Source organism: Armatimonadia bacterium (genome assembly GCA_039679385.1).
GTDB lineage: Bacteria > Armatimonadota > Zipacnadia > Zipacnadales > JABUFB01 > JAJFTQ01.
Genome location: JBDKVB010000100.1, coordinates 1 through 19,104, shown reverse-complemented (window position 1 = coordinate 19,104; position 19,104 = coordinate 1). Strand labels below are relative to the sequence as shown.

Below are 19,104 nucleotides of genomic sequence, written 5' to 3'. Positions count from 1 at the left end.
CCGCTCACGTCTTGCGTGTCGTGCTCCTGGTTCGTAAGCGTGCCGCCTCTCCTAGTCCAGCGCCCAGCGTTCGGGCCGGTTGCTTGTGTCCATGAGCACCGTCTTGATCCGCGTGAACTCCTTGAGCCCCTCGATCCCGCACTCGAAGCCAAGGCCGCTGACCTTGTACCCTCCATAGGGCATCCAGGGCCCGAAAATGTTCGTGCAGTTGATCCAGATGATCCCGGCCTGCAGTCTCCGCGCGAGGTTGTGGGCACGACTCCCGTCCCGTGTCCACAGAGCCGCAGCCAGTCCATAGTCCGTGGCATTGGCGATCGCCACAGCCTCGTCGTCGTCCTTGAAGGACAGGACCGCCAGCACCGGGCCGAAGATCTCCTCTTGCGCGATGGGCATGTCCATCGTGACCTTGTCAAAGATCGTCGGCATCACATAGGTGCCCGCAGCCAGTGCGGCCTCTGTGGGTCGGCCGCCACCGGTCAGCACGCAAGCCCCACAGGACTTGCCGGCCTCGATGTAGGACATGACGCGCTCATACTGCTGGGCCGAGACGATCGGCCCCAGCTTGGTATCCGGCGCAAAGGGATCGCCCACCTTCAGCGACCGAACGACGCCCAGCATCTTCTCCAGGAACTCGTCCTTGATGCTCTCGTGCAGCAGGAGCCGGCTGCCTGCCGTGCAGATCTGGCCGGAGTTGAGAAAGATGGTGCGCACAGCCGCTGCAAGCGCCATGTCCATGTCCGCATCGGGCATGACGATATTGGCTGTCTTGCCGCCCAGTTCCAGCGTCACCTTGGCCAGGTTGTGCGCAGAGGACTCGAGCACCTTGCGACCCGTCTTCGTGCTGCCGGTGAAGCTCACCTTGTCCACTCCGGGATGCCTCGAGAGCGCTGCCCCGGCAGCGCCATCACCGTCTGGAAGCACCTGGATAACGCCCGGCGGGAAGCCGACCTCCAGGGCCATCTTCCCGACTTCCAGCGCCGTCGTCGGAGAGGCCGGTGCGGGCTTGAAGATAATGCAGTTGCCGGCCGCCAGGGCCGGGCCGCCCTTGATACCGCACATGCAGATCGGGAAGTTCCACGGCATGATCGCCGCCACAACTCCCTGGGGTTCGCGAAGGGTGTAGCCGAAGGTGTTCGGCGGGGTAATCAGCGTCTCGCCTTCCAGCTTGTCGGCCAGTCCGGCGAAGTAGCGGAAGAAGGCCGCTGCCCCGGGAACATCGCCGCCGGCCGCCTGCGAGTAGGGCTTGCCCATATCGCAGGTCTCCATGCGGCCGAGTTCCTCTGCACGCTCGTCGATGCGGTCGGCCAGCTTGTACATCAGAGCCGCCCGAGCCGTCGGGTCCATGGGCGCCCAGTGCTTCTCGAAGGCTCGACGTGCCGTGGCTACCGCAAGGTCGACCTCCTCAGCACCCGCCGAGGCCACGTGGCAGATGACCTCTCCCGTGGCCGGATTGAGGTTCTCGTAGGTAGCACCCGACTTGGCCTCCACCCACTCGCCACCGATCAGAATGCGCTTCGGTTCCATGGGATCTGTGCCTCCTGCGGCTTATTCGCTGTGGAACTGCTCGGCCTGCCCCTCTAGCCCTCACGGAAGCACACAAGGGGTCTGCCCTCATATGCGCCCCGGTCAGGTCTGTCAGGATGGGGCTCAGACGGCCGGTCGGTAGCTACAGGGTCCAGGTGATCTTGGCGACGCCTCGCGGCTCGTCTGGGTTGATGCCCTTGTGAAGGGCCAGATGCAGGGCGAAGAGCTGTCCGACGACAACCGAGACCAGAGGCGCGAACTCCTCGTCGATGGCAGGCACACGGAAACTGACAGTCCCCCGGTCGAGGAGGGGGGCCGAGTTCGAGACCACGATCGTCTCCGCCTGACGTTCGTCGAGAGCGTCGAGAAGCTCGCTCACCGACTGGAGGGCCTTACCCTCCGGAGCAAAGACCATGCACGGATAGCCGGGCTCTATACTGGCGATCGGACCGTGGAGGAAGTCGATCCCGCTATACGCTGCAGGGACCACATAGGCGCACTGGGCGATCTTGAGCGCCGCCTCGAGGGCGGTGCAGAGGCTGAAGCCCCGGCCCACTACCGCACAGCCCGGCATGTACCGGTATCTCTCAGCCCGCTGCTGGATCTGCCCCTCCATCTTGAGGACTTGCTCGATGCATCCGGGCACGTCATAGATGCGCTTGGCCCGTTCTACATCACCGGCCCACAGAGAGGCAAGCTGGTGAATCACTGCCAGCGCCGTCGTGTACGTCTTGGTGGCCGGGACGCTCTTCTCTTCCCGGGCATGGGTGGCCAGCACCACGTCGGCAGCCTTACCCAGCGGTGAGTCTGCGGTGTTCGTGAGTGCGCAGGTGATCGCGCCATGGTGCCGGGCATGCTCCAGGAACTCCACAACCCCAACCGACTGGCCGGACTGCGAGATCCCCATCACCAGACAGTTCTTCATGTCCAGTTGCGCGTCGTAGACCGTCAGCAAGGACGCTGCGAGCACCGACGTAAGCTTGTTGGCGATGATCGGAAAGGCGTACCGTGCGTACATCGCCGCATTGTCTGAGGTTCCTCGTGCTACGAGGAGAACCTGCTGGACGTTATCCTTCCGCAGTCGCGCGGCAAATTCGCGGATGTTGTCGGTCTCCGCGGCGAGAGTGGCAGTGACGGCCGCCGGCTGCTCAATGATCTCTCGGCGCATTCGATGGCCGAAGCTCGTTCTTGGCATCTTGCGGTCCCCCTTGCGATTCAGGGATTGCCTTGCGTGTAGTTGCTGCTCTTTGCTGCTGCAGGGTCCCAACCCCTAGATATAGTCCAGATGGTGGTAGACCCAGGGCGCGAAGCTCAGGGCAGAACCCAGCCGCTGGGCGATGTCCACACTACCGTTCTGGACGCTGATCACGTCATGCTCAATCGCCGACTGCACGTCGAGGCGTCGGCCCAGCATCCGGTAGATCTCGGCATCCTTGCCCTCGACGGTGATCTCTGTCTGCGCCTCGGGACCCTCGTACAGCACATAGTCCCGGGTCGGCGTCCACACCTTGATCTTCAGATCGGCCACCAGGCTCAGGTCGGTGCAGACCTTCTCAAACAGCGCCTGCGGCCGGATCACCTGCGCCATGATCATGGTGTGCCGCACAGGCTCCACGAACCCCATCTTCCGCATCAACGACCGGAAGGGGTCGTCCTGGCTGGTTACTCGAGCCACCGAACCCTGGCGTGCTGCAGCTTCCGCCCCGACCGCCGAGAGAACCCGCTGCATGGCCTCCCCGCCGCTCCGACTGGCCATCTCCTGGATCGTGATCGTGCCGTCGGAGTGCGCCGTACCTGTGCGCACACCACCGATACAGTAAGCCTCCAGGGGACCGGAGACAGGAGTTCGCCAGTACAGCGTCTCCTGCGGCAGCACCTGGTAGATGTGCCCCCCGAGCTTCTTGTATTGATATCCGGGGTAACGAGGGGGAAATCCCGCGATGTTCCCGAAGCTCCCGACGAAGGCCTCGTGGATTCCCGCTGCGTCCGCGGCGATCTCCGCCAGGCTGCCGAGGGCAACTCCCTCTCGGGTTCCGCTGGGGCTCTCCCACATTCCTCGACGAAGGTAAATCATATCATAATGGCCGCTTTTTACATAGAAGCGGTACCCATCGGACCGCTCTGCACCGCGGTAAACCATCATCACGTCGATGCGGTCGCTGAGGAACTCACGGGCCGCTTCGATCATGGCGGAGCCGACGCCTCGTGAGCGCATGTCCTCTCTCGTGCCGACGGCGTTCTCGAAGATGACGCGGATTGGCTTGCCCGGCGCGGCGAGGAAGTCCCGCTGGTCCATGGGAATGCAGCCCACGACCTCGTCTCCCAGGTATGCCAGAGACCCCGTCATCGTAGTGGTCTCGAGCCACTGCTCCAGGGTCAGGGGCGGGAAGATGGCGTTGCGAATCTTGAGCGCGTCTTCGGCCAGCTCGGGCTGGTACTCAACTACTCGCAGACCTTCCATGATGCCTCCGTAGGTCAGGTCTCAGATGCCAGGCACTAACCTCCCGGTTCCGGATCCTCCTGAGCACCCCAATCTGCCGGGAGCGGTACTCCCTGATGCGGTCTACTTCGCTTCGCCGGACCGTATCCCTTCTGTACGACCTCGTCAAATGGGTTATAATGCGCTCCGACGGCACCCGCCGTAGCTCGTCTTGGAACCATGGAGACCGACGGTATGAGGCCCCAGGCAGTACGCCCCCTCGGCGAGAACGATCTAGTGTTCTGCGATTTCGACGGTACCATCAGCGTCATCGACACCGGCATCGCCGTGATCGATGCCCTCAACCTGGAGAAGGCCTGGGACCTGGAGCATGTGTGGCGGCGCGGCGAGATCGACTCCATGCAGTGCCTCGCCGGGCAGTGGGCCATGGTGGACTTGCCGCCCGAGGAGCTCTACGCCCTTCTGGACAGCTTCCCCCTGCACGAGGACTTCCGCGACTTCGTCCCCTTCCTCAAGGAGCGCCGGGCCCATATCGTCGTGGTTAGCGACGGCCTCGATCTGTACCTCGACCGCATGTTGACGCGGTTGGGTCTGACCGCCTGCGACGGTGAGCGGGTCCTCGACCGTCAGTACGACTGCATCCCGCGCTTCGTTAACCATGGTACGATCGACGAGCGCGGCGTCACCGTCAGCTTTCCGCACCGCACACCGGTCTGTGCTCAGTGCGGCAACTGCAAGCTGCATCACCTCTTCGAGCTGCGCCCGCACTTCTCCCGCGTCCTCTACGTGGGAGATGGCCACTCCGACATGTGTCCGGCCAAGTATGCCGACGTCCTCTTCGCCCGCAGTCATCTCGCCGAGGATGCGGCCCGCAGGGGCATGCCCTTCTTTCCCTTCGAGAGTTTTGGCGACATCATGCAAGTGCTCAGATAGGAGGACCAGCCCATGCGCGCTTCTCTATCCTCAGGTTGGTGGCTGTTCGGTCTCGCCCTGTTCCTCGGGGCAGGTCTGACGGGGAATACCCCGGCCGTGGCCCAGCCGCCTGCCCTCAGCCTCTGCTCCTGTGACGAACTCTCCCAGTGCTCCGGCGGCGAGTTGGACACCCAGAACGTGAAGGAGGGCAAGGCCGCCCTTCGCTGGGACCACAGCAAGAGCGTCTACCTGAACCTCAACGGGATCACGCCCGACTGGAAGGCCTACAACCGCCTCAGCTTTTGGATGTACTCTCCAAAGGCCACCAAGGCGCGGTTCATGATGATCGTCCCCTCAGAGAACCCCAAGACCGAGGGCTCCGACTACTACATGCATGATATCGTGGTCGACTTCACCGGCTGGAAGCAGTTCAGCTACGCGATCCCGCGTGACTTCGACGCCGCCCGTGAGCCCCGTGGCTGGGACCAGATCGATGGGATGAACTTCACCGCCTCCGGCTGGGACAACACTCCCGATCCCAACACTTGCGTCACCTTTGACGATTTCAAGCTCTCCTGGGAGGCACCGCCCGTGGGACCCAAGACCACCGATGCAGAGTTCTTCGCATCCCTGAATCTCGACTATCCCGGCCTCGAGCGCACCAAGGCCCTCGTCCAGGCCGGCGACCTGGCGGGAGCCAAGGCTGCCTACGTCAAGTACCTCAAGGTCCGTGAGACGCCCCGCTACTATGTCAACTGGCGCGACAAGCCCGAGCCCGACAAGCGTCCGGCCAACCCCGATACCCGGGGCGCCGACCAGGCTCTGAAGCACCTCTACTACGTGTGCGACGTCCCGCTGCAGTTCGAGGACAAAATCGACTGGGAAGCCAACCCGACGAATCCCTTCAACCCCGAGTGGACCTGGCAGTTCGGACGCCACAGTTGGTGGTCGGGTCTCGGCCGAGCCTACTGGAACACCGGCGATGAGAAGTACGCCCAGGAGTGGGTCTGGGAGCTGCGCAGTTGGATCCACGATAACTTCCTGCCAGAGCGCGTGAACAACAGCGTCGGCTCCCGTTGGCGCACCATTGAGTGCGGCATCCGCCTCCAGGGCAGTTGGCCGCAGGCCTTCTACTACTTCCTGTCCTCCCCGACCTTCACCGACGACGACGTTGTGATGATGGTCAAGTCAATGGCCGAGCAGGCCCAGTACCTGTACAACTACCCGACCGGCGGCAACTGGCTAACCATGGAAGCCAACGGGATGTGCCATGTCGGGGTGCTCTTCCCCGAGTTCAAGCAGGCCCAGACCTGGCGCGAGGAGGCCGTCAAGCGGCTTTACACAGAGCTTGATAACCAGGTCTATCCCGATGGCGCACAGAAGGAACTAACCACCGGCTACCACTACGTTGCTCTGGGCAACTTCCTCGATCTGGCCCGGATTTGCATGTTCAACGACATCGCGCTCCCCGAGAACTACGTCTCCAAGCTCGAGCGCATGTGGGCCTATGGAATGTGGGCCATGATGCCGGACCGCACCTTGCCCTATCTCAACGATGCCTGGAACGTCAATGTGCCGGGGACGCTACGCCAGGCGCTTGAGTACTTCCCGCAGCGCGAGGACTTCCGCTGGATCGCCACGGACGGCAAAGAGGGCCGGCAGCCCGATCATCTGTCCCACTTCTTCCCCTGGGCAGGTTGGTCGGTCATGCGCACCGGCTGGGGCCGTGATGACAACTACATGCTCTTCGACGTCGGCCCCTTCGGACTCGGTCACCAGCATGAGGACAAGCTCGCAATGGTCCTCTCGGCGTACGGCAAGTACCTGCTGGTCGACGTGGGCAGCTACGCCTACGAGCGATCGGCCATGCGCAGCTATGTCGTCGGCCCCTGGGCTCACAACATCGTTGCCGTCGACGGTCTGACGCAGGCCCGGCGGAACGTGCGCTCCAGCAACGTCAACACGGAGCCGCAGACCAATCCCTTCCACACCACCGCCGCCTTCGACTACTGCGAGGGCGTGTACGATGACGGCTTCGGCCCCAAGAACGAGCTGAAGGTCGTGCAGCGCCGTCAGGTGCTCTTCGTTAAGCCCGAGTACTGGGTCGTCGTCGACACCCTCACACCACCGGATGCCGCCGAGCACCAGTATGCGTCGCACTTCCACCTGGGCACCGCAGATGCTCAGGCCTCCGGCGCCACGGCCTCGACTCTCGGCGACAGCGCGAACTTGCATATCCTCACCGCAGGACGCCAGCCGGCTGTGGCCGACATCGTCAAGGGCCAGGAGACTCCCTACTATCTGGGTTGGATCGGTACCCACGGCGTCGGCAACAAGCACCCGATGCCCGTTGCCCGCTTCACCTGGAAGGCGACCGGCGTCACGCAGACCGTCTATCTGCTCTATCCGACGCGACCGGGCCAGGAGTGCCCCGTGCGCCAGTTCCACCTCCTGCCGGGTGACGGCCTCAAGGCCGAGATCCAGTTCGCCGATGGCCGCCGCGACGTCATGGACCTGGGGGCCGACTGGCAGGTCACGCGCTATGCCGCCGATGGCGCCGTCTCTGCGGTGCTGAAGGTCGAGCCCTAACACTCAGGCAACCGAGGCCGGCCTGCGCGTTCCTCTGGACTTAGCTGGACCGCAGGCCGGCTCCTCCTTCCCAGGGGCGTGACAGCCACCCACCATGTCAGAGGCCAGCCCTTCCACCCTTGCCCCCGCAGTGGGGGAGGATACTGCGTCGATTCCCGTGCTCAGGCCCGGCCGGTGGCACTGGCTGCCCATCACCGCTGCCTGCCTGCTGACGGGACTGGTGTGCGGGATGCCGCATTGGCTCATGGCCTCCCGGCTGGCCTCTCAGGGCAAGACTTACGTCCCGCAGGTCGTCAGGGGCGTGACAGCCCTCACCTTCGACGAGACCACTTACTACGCACCGCGCGTGCGTGAAGTCCTCGACGGTCACCTCTTCAGCGCCGATCCGGACGGCCTGGAGCACAAGAACGGGACGCCCTTCCTCGGGCAGGCCTGGCTGGACAGCCTGATCGCCGGTCTCCTGGGGTTCCTGGTCAAGCGCAGTGTGGCGAACGTCTTCATCCTGTGCGACTTCCTCTTGCCGCCTCTGTCGGTCTTGCTCCTCTATGCCGTCTGCCGCCGTCTCGGGGCACATGAGGCGGTCGCTATCGCCGCCGCCCTGGTCTGCGTGCTGGCGCATGACCAGGTAACGCTGCCCTTTGCCCTGGTCGCACACCCTTCACTATCCACTCTCGCCGACCGTCTGCACCTGCTCTCCAGCGATCGCCCCGTTGAGTTCACACGACTCACCGTCCCGCAGTTGGCCTTCATCCCCCTGGCGGCCACCCTTCTGGGGCTGTTCACTCTCTACGAGCATCCTCGCTGGCGCACCGCAGCCTGGACCGGCGTCGTCTTCGCTGCCACGATCTACTGCTACGCCTTCTACTGGACTTTCGCCCTGGTCGGCGGGCTGCTGCTGGTTGGCGTCACAGCCCTGCGTCGGGACTCCCGCCGCAGCGCTCCCTTTCTCTTGGCCGCCCTGGGCCTTGGCCTGGTGATCGGTCTGCCTGTCCTGTACCAGAGCGTCGCTCCTCACGGGTTCTCGGGCAAGGCAGAGATGATGGCTCGACAGAGCTGGGGCGGAAGGCATGTGCGCTGGGCCTACCAGAAGTACGACCTGGCCCTGCTGGTCCTCCTGGTGGCCCTGTATCCGAAGCGCCGGCGCGAATTCCTCCCCCTCCTGGCTTTCCTGCTCGCGCCCTTTGCCTGCATCCTCGGAGCCCGTGTTGCGGGCATGAACACCCAGGAGTGGCACTGGCTGGGGCGCTGCTGGCAGCCCTGGAGCGCCGTTGCAGCGGTTCTGCTCCTCGGCGCCTGGGTACTGCCTGTGACCCGTCGCTTGTGGCGCGCGGAGGATCCGCTGGTCATGGCACGTCGCGGGCACCAGGTGACCTGCGTGGCCTTCGGGCTCCTGTCGCTTCTGACCCTCGCCTACACGGCCCAGGACCATCGTCTCTATGCCGCGCGGATGGCCCCGGCACATACGCTTCCCGCGTGCACTCAGACGGCGCTCCATGAGCTGTCCCTGCGTGCCCCGGTGGATAGCGTCCTCATGGCGCTCGATCCGGATGCCCTTGCGCTGGCGCCGGTCTACACCGCCTGCAACGTATTCCTGCCTTACTGCATCGTCACCCCGGCAACGGCAGCCGAACTCCTCGACCGCACTGCCGCCACCTTCGCCGCCTACGGTCTCTCCGATCGCTCGATCTCGCGCTTGTTGAGCGGTCCTTCCGACAAGACCGGCGACACCGCCGCTGACTGCGGCCTGCCGAACTGGCTCTTCCATCAAACCCTCGCTGAGGGCGGCATGCCCGGCGAGGCCGAGAGTATAGCCCTTGCCGCGAGCCATGCGCTGCGCAAGTCGAGCCCGGCAAAGCCCTCCGACAAGTACCGCGTCGACCTCCTCTGGTGGGGTCCCTACGAGCGGGCTCTCGCCGGCCCCGGGCAGGAACGCAAGCTCGCTCGCTACCTGTTCATCGACGCGGGAGACGTGAAGGTGTACCGCCTGCGCACCCCGAAACAGTAAGCTCCCTGGACCACTGGACCCCCGGAGGTAGCGACCATGGTGACCACCCTTGCGAAGGTGACCCTCAAGTCGGGCGAGTCGATGGCCGTCGTGAAGACCACGGCTCCTGAGCCGGACTGGATCGACCGCATCCTGCCCTTCCTGTCCCACAAGGGCGACTCCTGGCTGGAGCCCATGCGCCAGGCCTACTCCGAGGGCCTCGATGCCCTGACGATGAACGACTTCCTCGGCGTCCTCGACAGCGGCGAGATCGTCGGCAACATCACCACCGTTGAGCACCTCGGGGTCGGCGTGCTGCAGCACGTCTTCACGCCGCCCGAGCACCGGCGCAAGGGGATCGCCAGCGCGCTCCTCCGCGGCCTGTGCGACGATTTTGCCGCCCGCAGCGGCCGCGCGATGTATCTGAGCACCGGCTACGACACGCCGCCGTACCACATCTACGAGAGCTTCGGCTTCGTCGGGCGGGGAAACAGCGGCAAGATGACCTGGCTGCCAGACGCGGGCTTCCTCGAGACCCACTTCGCCCCCGGACCGGCCAGCGTCAGGGATACTCGCTGGGAGGACTGGCCGCTCCTCGAAGCACTCTACGCCGTCACCGGCCAATGGCAACTCAAGAGCTTCTACTTCCAGCAGTTCGGCCACGCTGCCTATGAGGGCGAGTACCTCGGTCTGCGTCAGGGGCTGGCGAAGGGCAGCATCCTTGGCACCCGGGTCCTGTCGAGGCCCGATGGCGCGATCCTGGGGCACGCACTCCTGGCGAAGCAGCCCGCATGGCGCGGACGGCCGCTCGTCCTTGACGTCATGGTCCATGCCAACTTCCACGAACGTGCCGCCGAGTTGGCCGGCAGCCTGGCGATCCCGGCGGGTGCCAAGGTCCAGGCCTTCTGCGACGCGCAGGCGACGGCGAAGATCGCAGCCCTGCAAACGCTGGGTTTCGAGCAGGAAGGGTGCTTCCGCGGGCAGATTGAGGACGAGAACCACGTGCCCACGGACGTTCTGGTGTTTGGCAAGGTGGGGTAGAGGCTGGACAGCAACCTGGGAAAACGATACGGGCGGCCATCTCTGGCCGCCCGCTTTGCTTGAGGGAACTGTCTACTGTCGCCGATCCTGCCCTGACGGGCTACTCCTCCGCCGGTTCGCCGAGGATGCAGATCTCGGTCTTGAGGTCCACGTCGAACCTCTCCTTGACCTTCGCCCGCACGACCTCGATGAGCTTCAGGACCTCCGCGGCCGTGGCCGAACCTTCATTGACGATGAAGTTGGCATGCTTCTCCGAGACGACTGCTCCGCCGACGCGCATCCCCTTGCAGCCGGCCCAGTCCACGAGCCGCCCGGCGCCCTCACCCGGACTGCGCTTGAACACGCATCCCGCGCTCGGCATGGCCACCGGCTGCTTCTCGCAGCGCGTCTCGATGATGTCGCACAGCTTCGCGTGAACGACCGCCGGGTCGTCCTTCACCAGCCTCAGGGCCGCCTGGACGATGATCTCCGGCGAGCCCTGGAAGCAGCTCATGCGGTACCCGAAGGTGAGCTCCTGGCGCTGGAGCGTGCGGAACTCTCCGCTGGGAAGGACCGTCTTGACCCACTCCGTAAGGGGCCCGATCTCGCCGCCATGAGCGCCGGCATTCATCATCAGTGCGCCGCCGAGGGTCCCCGGAATCCCGGCAGCCCATTCCAGGCCGCCGAGCCCGTGGTGGGCACAGGTGCTGCACAGCGAGGCCATGCGCACGCCGCTCTCGGCGATGATCAGGTCGTCCTCGACCGTGACCCGCGACATGCCGTTGGCGATCTTCACGACCACCCCACGGATGCCGCCATCCAACACCAACAGATTGGTGCCGTTCCCGATCACGATCGGCTTCTGCCCGGCCTCCTTGAGAAGCCGCACCGCAGACGCCAGTGCTTCCCTAGTGTGGGGGACCACCAGAACGTCGGCCGGCCCACCAATGCGGAAGGATGTATGCTCCGACATCGGGACGTGTGTATCGACGTCCAGGTCGGCTACCTGCTTTAGTCCGTCAATCAGATCCATATGTATAGGCGTGACACGAGCACTACCCGCAGACGCATCCGGCACGGCCGCCTGCGAGCACGCTCGGAGACTGGCTCTCCTGGTACTGGTGGTACACACTGTGTGCCCTCGTACGCCCACTCACTGAGCGTCGCCTTGGGCCTCCGACTCGCAACAGGGCTTGTCTTCCTCGCCGGCACCTTCAGCGCAGGGCAGTTCTTCCGCCGGCTTCTCCCCACAGGGCTGCTCTTCGCAGGGCTGTTCCTTGGCCTCGGCGCAGCAGCTCTCCTGGGCAGGTACCGCTTCGGGAGCCTGCTCCTCCTTGGCCTCGGCAGCGGGCTCCTCGGCCTTCTCGGAGGTCTCCGCCTCCTGCTCGGGCGCAGCTTCCTTCTTGCCGATTCTGACTTCCTTCACCTTAGCCGCGGCCTCTGAGGCTTTCTCGCTCACCGCCGCCACACCAAGCTGCAGCCGCTTCCGCATGGCCTCGGCAATCCCTTCGCCGTGCTTCTCGGCCTCCGGGGCAGCCTCACCCTCCGCAGCAGGTTGGGCTTCGGCCTTCTGTTCCTCGTGGGCGTGGGTGCGCTCGGCGATGGTCTCTTTCACCTTCGTCGCAGCTCCCGAGGCCTTCTCGCCGACGCTGGCAACCCCGCGCTTGGCCGCTTCGGCGCCCTCTTCAAGGCTGTGGGCCGCCTGCTGTGCCTGTGTCCTGGCGATGCCGCCCAGCTTGGCGATCTGCGACTTGAGCCCGCCACCAAGCTCGGTCTCGCCCAGGGCAGCGGCCGGGATGACCACGCTGTCGTTGCCATCCACCGTTCCGGGGATGGGGGAGACCGTCTGCACTCCCTCGATCAGGTCCCGCCAGGCGCCACTGGAGATCTCGTAGCGGGTCACCCTGCGTCCCGTGGCGTCAATGAAGACCGCGCCGACCACTCCGACGCGTTTCCCGCTGTCCGTGATGACCTCACGAGGTGGCGCCTCGGGGTCACGGCGCTTCTGCAGCAGCACGGGAAGCTCCGACAGCGGCTTGGCCACCCGGTGGGTGGTCACCATCACTGCATCCACGCCAACAATGTCGATGTCGCGCGCCTCGACACCCTTCTCCGACGCGCCTTTGCCGATGATCAGGCCTTCAACGACGCCTGCGGCCAGATCGACCACAACCTGGCTGACCGGGCCGAGGTCTCGGCCCTCTTGCGACGAGATCACACGCAGTCCAATGATGGAGGCGACGTCACGCATGGGCTTCGTCCTTTCCTCGTCTCACCGCGAGAATCTCCACCACCCCTGCCTTTCTCCGCATCCACCACTCATACCTGCCGGCAATCTCAGCTCGTCTCAAGTGTCCCGAGAAGCTTGTGGGCAAACTCACGCAGGCCCGGACCGAACTCCGGGTGCCTGAGCATGACCTCCATGAAGGCCCGCGCGTAGGACGGGAAATCGCCTACGTCGAGCCGCGCCTCTTCCTTCGCCAGCGGCACTGCATACACCGGAAGACCTGCAGCCACCATCCCCCGAATCGCGTCCGTGAGCTGCACCTCGCCACCATGTCCCGGCGCAGTCTGCCGCAGGTACTCGAACACCGCCGGCGAGAACACGTACCGGGCGCAGACCGCCAGGTTGCTCGGGGCCTTGTCCGGCCCGGGCTTCTCGACGAGGTCCTGCAGCTTCACGTAAGGCCCGTCCACAGGTCCGACCGGAGCCACGATCCCGTACTTCTTGGTCGCTTCCGGGGAGACGCGCTGCACGGCGATCGTCGCTGCGGCTCCCATCTCACAGTGCGTCTGGACCATGCGCTTGAGCAGGTCGGAGCGACCGGGGCTGGTGATGACGCAGTCGCCCAGCGCCACCACGAAGTGATCCGTGGAGGTGAAATCCTCGGCGTGGGCTACGGCATCGCCCAGACCACGTGGGGACGACTGGCGGATGTAGAAGAAGTGGACCCTGGAGGTGTCGAAGATCTCAGCGCAGCGCTCGCACTTGTTCTCGGGGTGCAGGCCATCGGCGGGGTCAAAGTGGTCCTCGATCGCGCGCTTCTGACGCCCGGTGACGATGAGAAGCTGGTGCAGACCCGCCCCGACCAGTTCCTCTGCGACAAACTGGATCGTCGGGCGCGTCCCGAGTGGCAGCATCTCTTTGGGCTGGGACTTCGTCGCAGGGTACAGTCGCGTGCCCAGGCCCGCGGCAGGAATGACGGCCTTGGTGATGGTCACAGGGATTCACTCCCTCGGGATTGACTCCCTCACGGCACGGGGTATGACGACTACACGGACCGGGGGAAGGGAGCCTTAACGGCTGACCCCCATAACGAAATCGCCCGGCCCCTCACTTGCACGGCCCAGGAGGGCCGCCGGTGTCCGACCAGGCGTCTGCGTGCGCTAGACGGCGACCCCTGTGTGACCCAATCCCCGCCTTGCAGGGCCTGAGTGCCTTCCTGAGCCGCCACGTACCTGTTTGTCTGGAGCCAGCGATCAGAGTCGAACTGATAACCTGCGGATTACGATTCCGCTGCTCTGCCAATTGAGCTACGCTGGCCCCACTCCCGCCCTATTCCACGACGGGTTTTCCTGAGACAGCCGCCGAGAAGATCGGCGGCTGCCCAGTAGAAGACTTTGGTGGCGAGGCTCAGAATTGAACTGAGGACACACGGATTTTCAGTCCGTTGCTCTACCAACTGAGCTACCTCGCCACGTGTAGGCGCCGGATTGCTATGACCGGCCGAAGAGATGCCCCTGTATGCTAGACCTGGTGGGCGGAGCAGGGCTTGAACCTGCGACCTCGTGCTTGTAAGGCACGCGCTCTGACCAGCTGAGCTACCCGCCCAAGGTAACCTGTCAAGAAGTGTGGTAGCCCCTAGGGGAGTCGAACCCCTGCCGCCGCCTTGAAAGAGCGGTGTCCTAACCGTTAGACCAAGGGGCCCCTGGTTTTTTTTGGTGAGCCGTGAAGGACTCGAACCTTCGACCCTCGGATTAAAAGTCCGATGCTCTACCGACTGAGCTAACGGCTCGAGCGTGCCGCAGGACCCGAGGGCATCTGACCACCCCAACCTGGCTCTCACAGCATACTCCGCCGTGCCACCCTCGCAGGACGGATTATGACTATACACAACTTGCTTGGGCCTGTCAACCGCACTTTTGGCTCTCCTCGCGTGACCTCCAGTTGACGTCGCCGGCGGGTATGAATATACTATAAGTCTCACGGTGGGTGATTCCGCGTCCTGTTGCTGGCAAAGCCCCGCGTACGCCTTTGGCAGCAAGAGGACGTGTAACGTTGCCTGCCCGACTGCCGGTCTCCAATCCGTTCGCAGTGGCCGGCCTTGACGCTCGCGCCCTCAGCTCCGCCGCACCTAGGAGGCAGATACGTGGACGAATTCCCACTCGAGAGACTGGTTTCCAGCGTCGGCAGCCGCTTCGCTGTTGTCGTCGCGGCCGCCCAGCGCGCCAAACAGATCAAAGACGGGTCGCCACCTCTGGTCACCGTCAACTCCCGTAACCCGCTGACCATCGCCCTCGCCGAGATCGCCGAGGGCAAGGTCGTCATCCATGCCTCCGTCGACCGGCCCGAGGAGCTTGGGATCACCACCAGCGACCAGTACTACGCAGGCCGCGACGGCGAACCCGAGGAGCCGATCCTCTTCCCGCGTGAGGCCCGTCAGACCCGTGCCTCAGTACTTGCCGGCGAGGCCGTCGACGTCGAGGAAGAGGAAGAAAGCGACGAAGAGGACGAAGACGGCGACGAAGACGAGTAACCGAGTCCCTGTCTGATCGCTGGGTGCCGAAGGCCGGTGTACCTCGGCACCCGCTGCATACCAGCCGAACCCGGGCAAGCAGCGCAGACGGTGTCCTCTGCAGATGTCCTCTGTGTCAAACCGGACCGTTGCTTGCAGGCGGTGGCATCTCGTCGGCATGGCTGTCGCTAGTAGATGCGTTGTTGCCGGGCGCTCCTCAGGCTCCTATCCGGAGGGGTGCCCCGGCCTGAGAAGGGGTACCGAAGGCTCCACACTATGACCAATGGCGGCGTGAAGCAAGACTACTATGAGTTGCTGGGCGTCGAGCGCGACGCCTCCGATGCGGACATCAAGCGCGCTTACCGCAAGATGGCTCGCGAGTACCATCCGGACGTCAACCGCGACAATCCCGAGGCCGAGGAGATCTTCAAGCAGATCAGCGAAGCCTATGCGGTGCTGTCCGATCCTGAACGGCGGGCGAAGTACGATCGCTTTGGCCCGGAGGGTCAGGGCGACATGGGCTTCGGCGGAAGCCCAATGGACATCTTCGACATCTTCGCCAGCGCCTTCGGCGGCGATCCCTTCGGGTTCGGGCGGAGCGCCGGGCGTACCGTCGAAGTCGGCCGCAGCCTGCGCTACGACCTGCAGATCACTCTCGAAGACGTTCTGAAGGGTGTAGAGCGGGAGATCACCTATCCCCGTCTGGCCACTTGCGAAGCCTGTGACGGCACCGGTGCCGCACCAGGAACCTCAACTACTCGCTGCGCAACCTGTGGCGGCGTAGGGCGTGTCCGCTCCGCCCACAACACCTTCCTGGGCACCATCTCCTCGATCCACGACTGCCCCGACTGCCACGGCACGGGCGAGATCATCGAGCACCCTTGTGAAGAGTGCAAGGGGCGGGCTGTTGTCCAACGGCAGGAGACCCTCACGGTTACTGTCCCGGCCGGCATCCAGGACGGAGAGGAACTCGTCCTGCGGGGGTTCGGCGAGGCTCCCCCTGGTGGCGGCAGAGTCGGCGACCTCTATGTCAGAGTCCGCGTCCGCCAGCACAAGCGGTTCGCTCGACACGGTGATGACCTGCAGATGGAGCTGCCCATCACCTTCACCCAGGCAGCCCTTGGGGATACCAGGACCATCGACGGCCTCGACGGGCCGGTGGAGATCAACCTCCGGGCCGGCCTCCAGACAGGTTCCCAGGTCACCCTTCCCGGCCGTGGCCTGCCGCGACGCGGCTCCACTCACCGTGGCGATCTGCACGTCTATGTCCGGGTCACCACACCGACCGACCTGACGGACCGGCAGCGCGAGCTACTCATGCAGTTTGCGGCCGAGCGCGGTGAAGACCTCCAGCCCGACGAGGACAAAGGCCTCTTCGAGCGTCTGCGCGACGCCTTCACAGGACGCCAGTAGCCCCACCGTCGGGCGCGCCCTGGTCTCGGCAATATGCGGATACGAATGAGGGCCCTCCCGAAGGGGAGGGCCCTACTGATTCCGGCTCGCGTCATCTGGGCGGCTACCCGCTGCCCTTGTGGCCGCGGATCTCCTCCAGCTTCTTGTTGACCTTCTTGGCGACTGACGTCAGGCCCTCATCAACCGAGACCTGCCCGATCCAGATCCGGTCGAGTTCGGCCTGCAGGATACCCTCGACCTGGCTGTACTCCGGGAAGTTCGGCGGTTGCAGGCCATACTCCACGGCATCCACATACACCTGGCGGTTGTACGAGGCCTTCCCCTTGGCATAGGCGCCCTTCAGCACAGACAGCCGCGAAGGCATCTTGTCGAGCTTCTCGGCCATGATTGCCTGAGCCTTGGGGCTGAGGAGGAACTTGAACAGCTCCCAGGCCTCCTTGGGGTGCTTGCTGTGGGCATACACCGCGTAGTTCTCGGTCCCCAGCATCGTGGACTGTGTCCTCTTCTTCGGGAAGGGAGCCACATCCCACTTCAGGTTCGGCACGCGGTTCAGGGTCTGGATGTCCCACGGCCCAGTCATGTACATGCCCACGTTGCCCCGCGCAAACTGGTTCAGCGCCTCGTTGCGCTCCGTGGAGGTGGTCGCCGGCGCCAGCTTCTCTTTGATCCGCAGGTTGGCCATAAAGCCCAGTGCTTCCTTGGCGTTGGCGCTGTCGATCACGCACTTCTGGCGGTCCTTATCCATCAGGTCCGCGTTGTTCGACCACAGCCACGGATACAGGCGTGCGCCCCAGAAGTCGATGATGCAGCCCCACTGGTCGGGCTTGCCGTCGCCATCGCGGTCCTTGGTCAGCTTCTTGGCGATCTGGTGGTAGTCATCCCAGGTCCAGGAGGCCTTCGGGTAGGGGATACCCTCGGCGTCGAAGAGACCCTTGTTGTAGAAGATCGAGTACACCGAGGTGTAGCGGGGCAGCGAGTACAACCCGTCCTTGTACTTGCACAGCTCCACCAGTCGCGGGTGGATGTCCTCCAGGTGGAAGTCCGGGTCGTCCTTGATGAACTGGTTCAGGTCGGCCAGGGCGCCGGCATCGGCGAAGCCAATATAGTAGGCACCGTGGAGCGACATGACATCCGGTCCCGTCTTGGTGGCGAACATCGTCTCCAGCTTCTGCATGGCGTCTTTGCTGCCGGAGATGTTGTCGATCTTGACCGTGATGTCGGGATGCTCTTTCTCGAACTCCTTGATGAGCTCCTGGTTGACCTTCAGCTCATCGACTTCGGTCCAGGTGAAGAGGGTCAGCTCGGTCTTGCCCCCGACGCTCCCAGGAGTCGGGGTATTCACTGCACCGCCTGGCGGCGTGCCTGAAGGTGTGGAGGGAACGCGCTCCACGCAACCGGTGATCACCAGAACCAGAGCGGCAAGGACGGCCGGCAACGACAGCTTTCGCATCTCTGCTCTCCTTAACGAAGGCCTCAGTAGCTTCCCCGGGGCGAGGCCCTGACGCCTCGCCCTCCCGGGCTCATCTGGTCAGCTCATACATTACAACCGCAGCAGTGTACATCGAAGCGGTCTCGGCACGCAGAATCCGCGGGCCCAAAGACACACAGATCAGGCCTTCGACGCGGGCAGTTTCCACTTCGCGCAGCGAAAAGCCTCCTTCTGGGCCAACGAACACCGAGACCCGGCCGGGATGGCTCAGACCGCGAAGCAGCGGCTTCAGGTCCGCGGTCGCCTCCCCGGCCAGCGCTTCATAGGGCAGCAGACCGGGTTCACCACGACCCCGCCAGTCCGCGATTGCCGCAGACCAGTCGAGCGGAGCCGTCACCTCCGGCGGTTGGCTGCGACCGCACTGCCGACAGGCCTCGGACACGATCCTCCGCCAGCGCTCGAGCCGATCCTCGATCCGATCCTTCGGCGGCCGCGCGATGGTCCGCTCCGTTACTATCGGCACGAACCGCGACACCCCAAGCTCAGTGCCCTTCTGCAGGACCCAGTCGAAGTGCTTGCCCTTCAGAATCGCGGCGTACAGGCTGAGTTGCAGGGCCGGATCGGCGCTGGTCTCCAGCGCAGCCACGACCCGCGTCTCGACCTGCTGCGGCGTACACGCCGCCACCACCACCTCATAGGCGCGACCCACCGCGTCGACGACCGTCAGGGCTTCGCCCGGCTGCACACGCACCACTCTCAGCAGGTAGTGCGCGTCCTCGCCGGTAATGATAACAGACCCGTCCAGCGCCAGCTCCTGGTCGATGAACACCCGTGTCATGAGATACCTACCTGTCTGCCCTGGCACTTACCCACTCTCGTCGCCCGAAGGCCGCCCCGGCACCTCACCCCCCAAGCCCCCTCTCCACGCGTCTATACATTACCCACATCTAGGAGATGGGGGGCGAAGAGGAGGGCGCCCAGGACGATGTCATGCAGGCGGTTCAGCCCGCGCCACAGCGTCTTGGCTCCCGGTTCGCCATCGCCCTTGCGAGCCAAA

15 protein-coding genes and 5 tRNA genes are annotated in these 19,104 nt (G+C 64.5%); 6 read left to right on the top strand and 14 right to left on the bottom strand.

From position 1 onward, the window contains the following. Nucleotides 1-51 precede the first annotated feature (51 nt). The 3 genes from ABFE16_11860 to ABFE16_11850 form a co-directional block, all read right to left on the bottom strand. A complete protein-coding gene (locus tag ABFE16_11860) occupies nucleotides 52-1,524 on the bottom strand; it encodes an aldehyde dehydrogenase family protein (protein MEN6345984.1) in 1,473 nt (490 codons plus the stop codon). A gap of 142 nt (nucleotides 1,525-1,666) precedes the next feature. After that, a complete protein-coding gene (locus tag ABFE16_11855) occupies nucleotides 1,667-2,719 on the bottom strand; it encodes an SIS domain-containing protein (GenBank protein MEN6345983.1) in 1,053 nt (350 codons plus the stop codon). Nucleotides 2,720-2,794: 75 nt separating this feature from the next. Next, a complete protein-coding gene (locus tag ABFE16_11850) occupies nucleotides 2,795-3,985 on the bottom strand; it encodes a GNAT family N-acetyltransferase (GenBank protein MEN6345982.1) in 1,191 nt (396 codons plus the stop codon). Nucleotides 3,986-4,198: 213 nt separating this feature from the next. On the opposite strand from ABFE16_11850, the gene ABFE16_11845 reads away from it, so the two are divergent. The 4 genes from ABFE16_11845 to ABFE16_11830 all read left to right on the top strand — a co-directional run bounded on the left by ABFE16_11845 (nucleotide 4,199) and on the right by ABFE16_11830 (nucleotide 10,490). Further along, nucleotides 4,199-4,897 carry an MtnX-like HAD-IB family phosphatase gene (locus tag ABFE16_11845; GenBank protein ID MEN6345981.1) on the top strand — a complete coding sequence of 233 codons (699 nt, stop codon included), beginning with the start codon at nucleotides 4,199-4,201 and terminating at the stop codon, nucleotides 4,895-4,897. Between the two features lie 12 nt (nucleotides 4,898-4,909). Further along, nucleotides 4,910-7,465, top strand: a complete 2,556-nt coding sequence (locus ABFE16_11840; protein ID MEN6345980.1) for a heparinase II/III family protein — start codon at nucleotides 4,910-4,912, stop codon at nucleotides 7,463-7,465. A gap of 157 nt (nucleotides 7,466-7,622) precedes the next feature. After that, nucleotides 7,623-9,470 (top strand): hypothetical protein, encoded by a 1,848-nt coding sequence (locus tag ABFE16_11835; protein ID MEN6345979.1) that lies wholly within the window; start codon nucleotides 7,623-7,625, stop codon nucleotides 9,468-9,470. Between the two features lie 36 nt (nucleotides 9,471-9,506). Further along, complete coding sequence (locus ABFE16_11830; protein MEN6345978.1) at nucleotides 9,507-10,490, top strand: GNAT family N-acetyltransferase; 984 nt, start codon at nucleotides 9,507-9,509, stop codon at nucleotides 10,488-10,490. A gap of 100 nt (nucleotides 10,491-10,590) precedes the next feature. Here ABFE16_11830 and murB read toward each other — a convergent pair whose 3' ends face one another. From murB to ABFE16_11790, 8 genes are all read right to left on the bottom strand, one after another. Next, on the bottom strand, nucleotides 10,591-11,502 hold the full coding sequence (gene murB / locus ABFE16_11825) for a UDP-N-acetylmuramate dehydrogenase (protein ID MEN6345977.1): 912 nt from the start codon (nucleotides 11,500-11,502) through the stop codon (nucleotides 10,591-10,593). A gap of 120 nt (nucleotides 11,503-11,622) precedes the next feature. Beyond that, nucleotides 11,623-12,720: a PRC-barrel domain-containing protein gene (locus ABFE16_11820; protein ID MEN6345976.1), complete on the bottom strand. Its 1,098-nt coding sequence runs from the start codon at nucleotides 12,718-12,720 to the stop codon at nucleotides 11,623-11,625. A gap of 86 nt (nucleotides 12,721-12,806) precedes the next feature. Further along, nucleotides 12,807-13,691, bottom strand: a complete 885-nt coding sequence (locus tag ABFE16_11815; GenBank protein ID MEN6345975.1) for a UTP--glucose-1-phosphate uridylyltransferase — start codon at nucleotides 13,689-13,691, stop codon at nucleotides 12,807-12,809. A gap of 246 nt (nucleotides 13,692-13,937) precedes the next feature. After that, a tRNA-Thr gene (locus tag ABFE16_11810) sits at nucleotides 13,938-14,013 on the bottom strand. 78 nt (nucleotides 14,014-14,091) lie between these two features. After that, nucleotides 14,092-14,167 (bottom strand) — tRNA-Phe (locus tag ABFE16_11805). Between the two features lie 57 nt (nucleotides 14,168-14,224). Next, nucleotides 14,225-14,301, bottom strand: a tRNA-Val gene (locus ABFE16_11800). A gap of 21 nt (nucleotides 14,302-14,322) precedes the next feature. Further along, nucleotides 14,323-14,397, bottom strand: a tRNA-Glu gene (locus tag ABFE16_11795). Nucleotides 14,398-14,409: 12 nt separating this feature from the next. Beyond that, a tRNA-Lys gene (locus ABFE16_11790) sits at nucleotides 14,410-14,485 on the bottom strand. A 354-nt stretch (nucleotides 14,486-14,839) separates the two neighbouring features. Between ABFE16_11790 and rpoZ the strand changes: the two genes are divergently transcribed. Then, entirely contained in the window at nucleotides 14,840-15,226 is a 387-nt protein-coding gene (gene rpoZ / locus ABFE16_11785; GenBank protein MEN6345974.1) for a DNA-directed RNA polymerase subunit omega, read from the top strand. Nucleotides 15,227-15,481: 255 nt separating this feature from the next. Continuing rightward, nucleotides 15,482-16,618 (top strand): molecular chaperone DnaJ, encoded by a 1,137-nt coding sequence (gene dnaJ, locus ABFE16_11780; protein ID MEN6345973.1) that lies wholly within the window; start codon nucleotides 15,482-15,484, stop codon nucleotides 16,616-16,618. Between the two features lie 103 nt (nucleotides 16,619-16,721). Here the strand turns inward: dnaJ and ABFE16_11775 are convergent, their stop codons facing one another. The 3 genes from ABFE16_11775 to ABFE16_11765 form a co-directional block, all read right to left on the bottom strand. After that, complete coding sequence (locus tag ABFE16_11775) at nucleotides 16,722-18,068, bottom strand: sugar ABC transporter substrate-binding protein (GenBank protein MEN6345972.1); 1,347 nt, start codon at nucleotides 18,066-18,068, stop codon at nucleotides 16,722-16,724. A 70-nt stretch (nucleotides 18,069-18,138) separates the two neighbouring features. After that, on the bottom strand, nucleotides 18,139-18,885 hold the full coding sequence (locus ABFE16_11770; protein ID MEN6345971.1) for an RsmE family RNA methyltransferase: 747 nt from the start codon (nucleotides 18,883-18,885) through the stop codon (nucleotides 18,139-18,141). Nucleotides 18,886-18,977: 92 nt separating this feature from the next. Beyond that, the gene (locus tag ABFE16_11765; protein MEN6345970.1) at nucleotides 18,978-19,103 is read right to left on the bottom strand and encodes an IS4 family transposase; all 126 of its coding nucleotides are present in this window, start codon (nucleotides 19,101-19,103) and stop codon (nucleotides 18,978-18,980) included. Nucleotide 19,104: the final 1 nt, after the last annotated feature.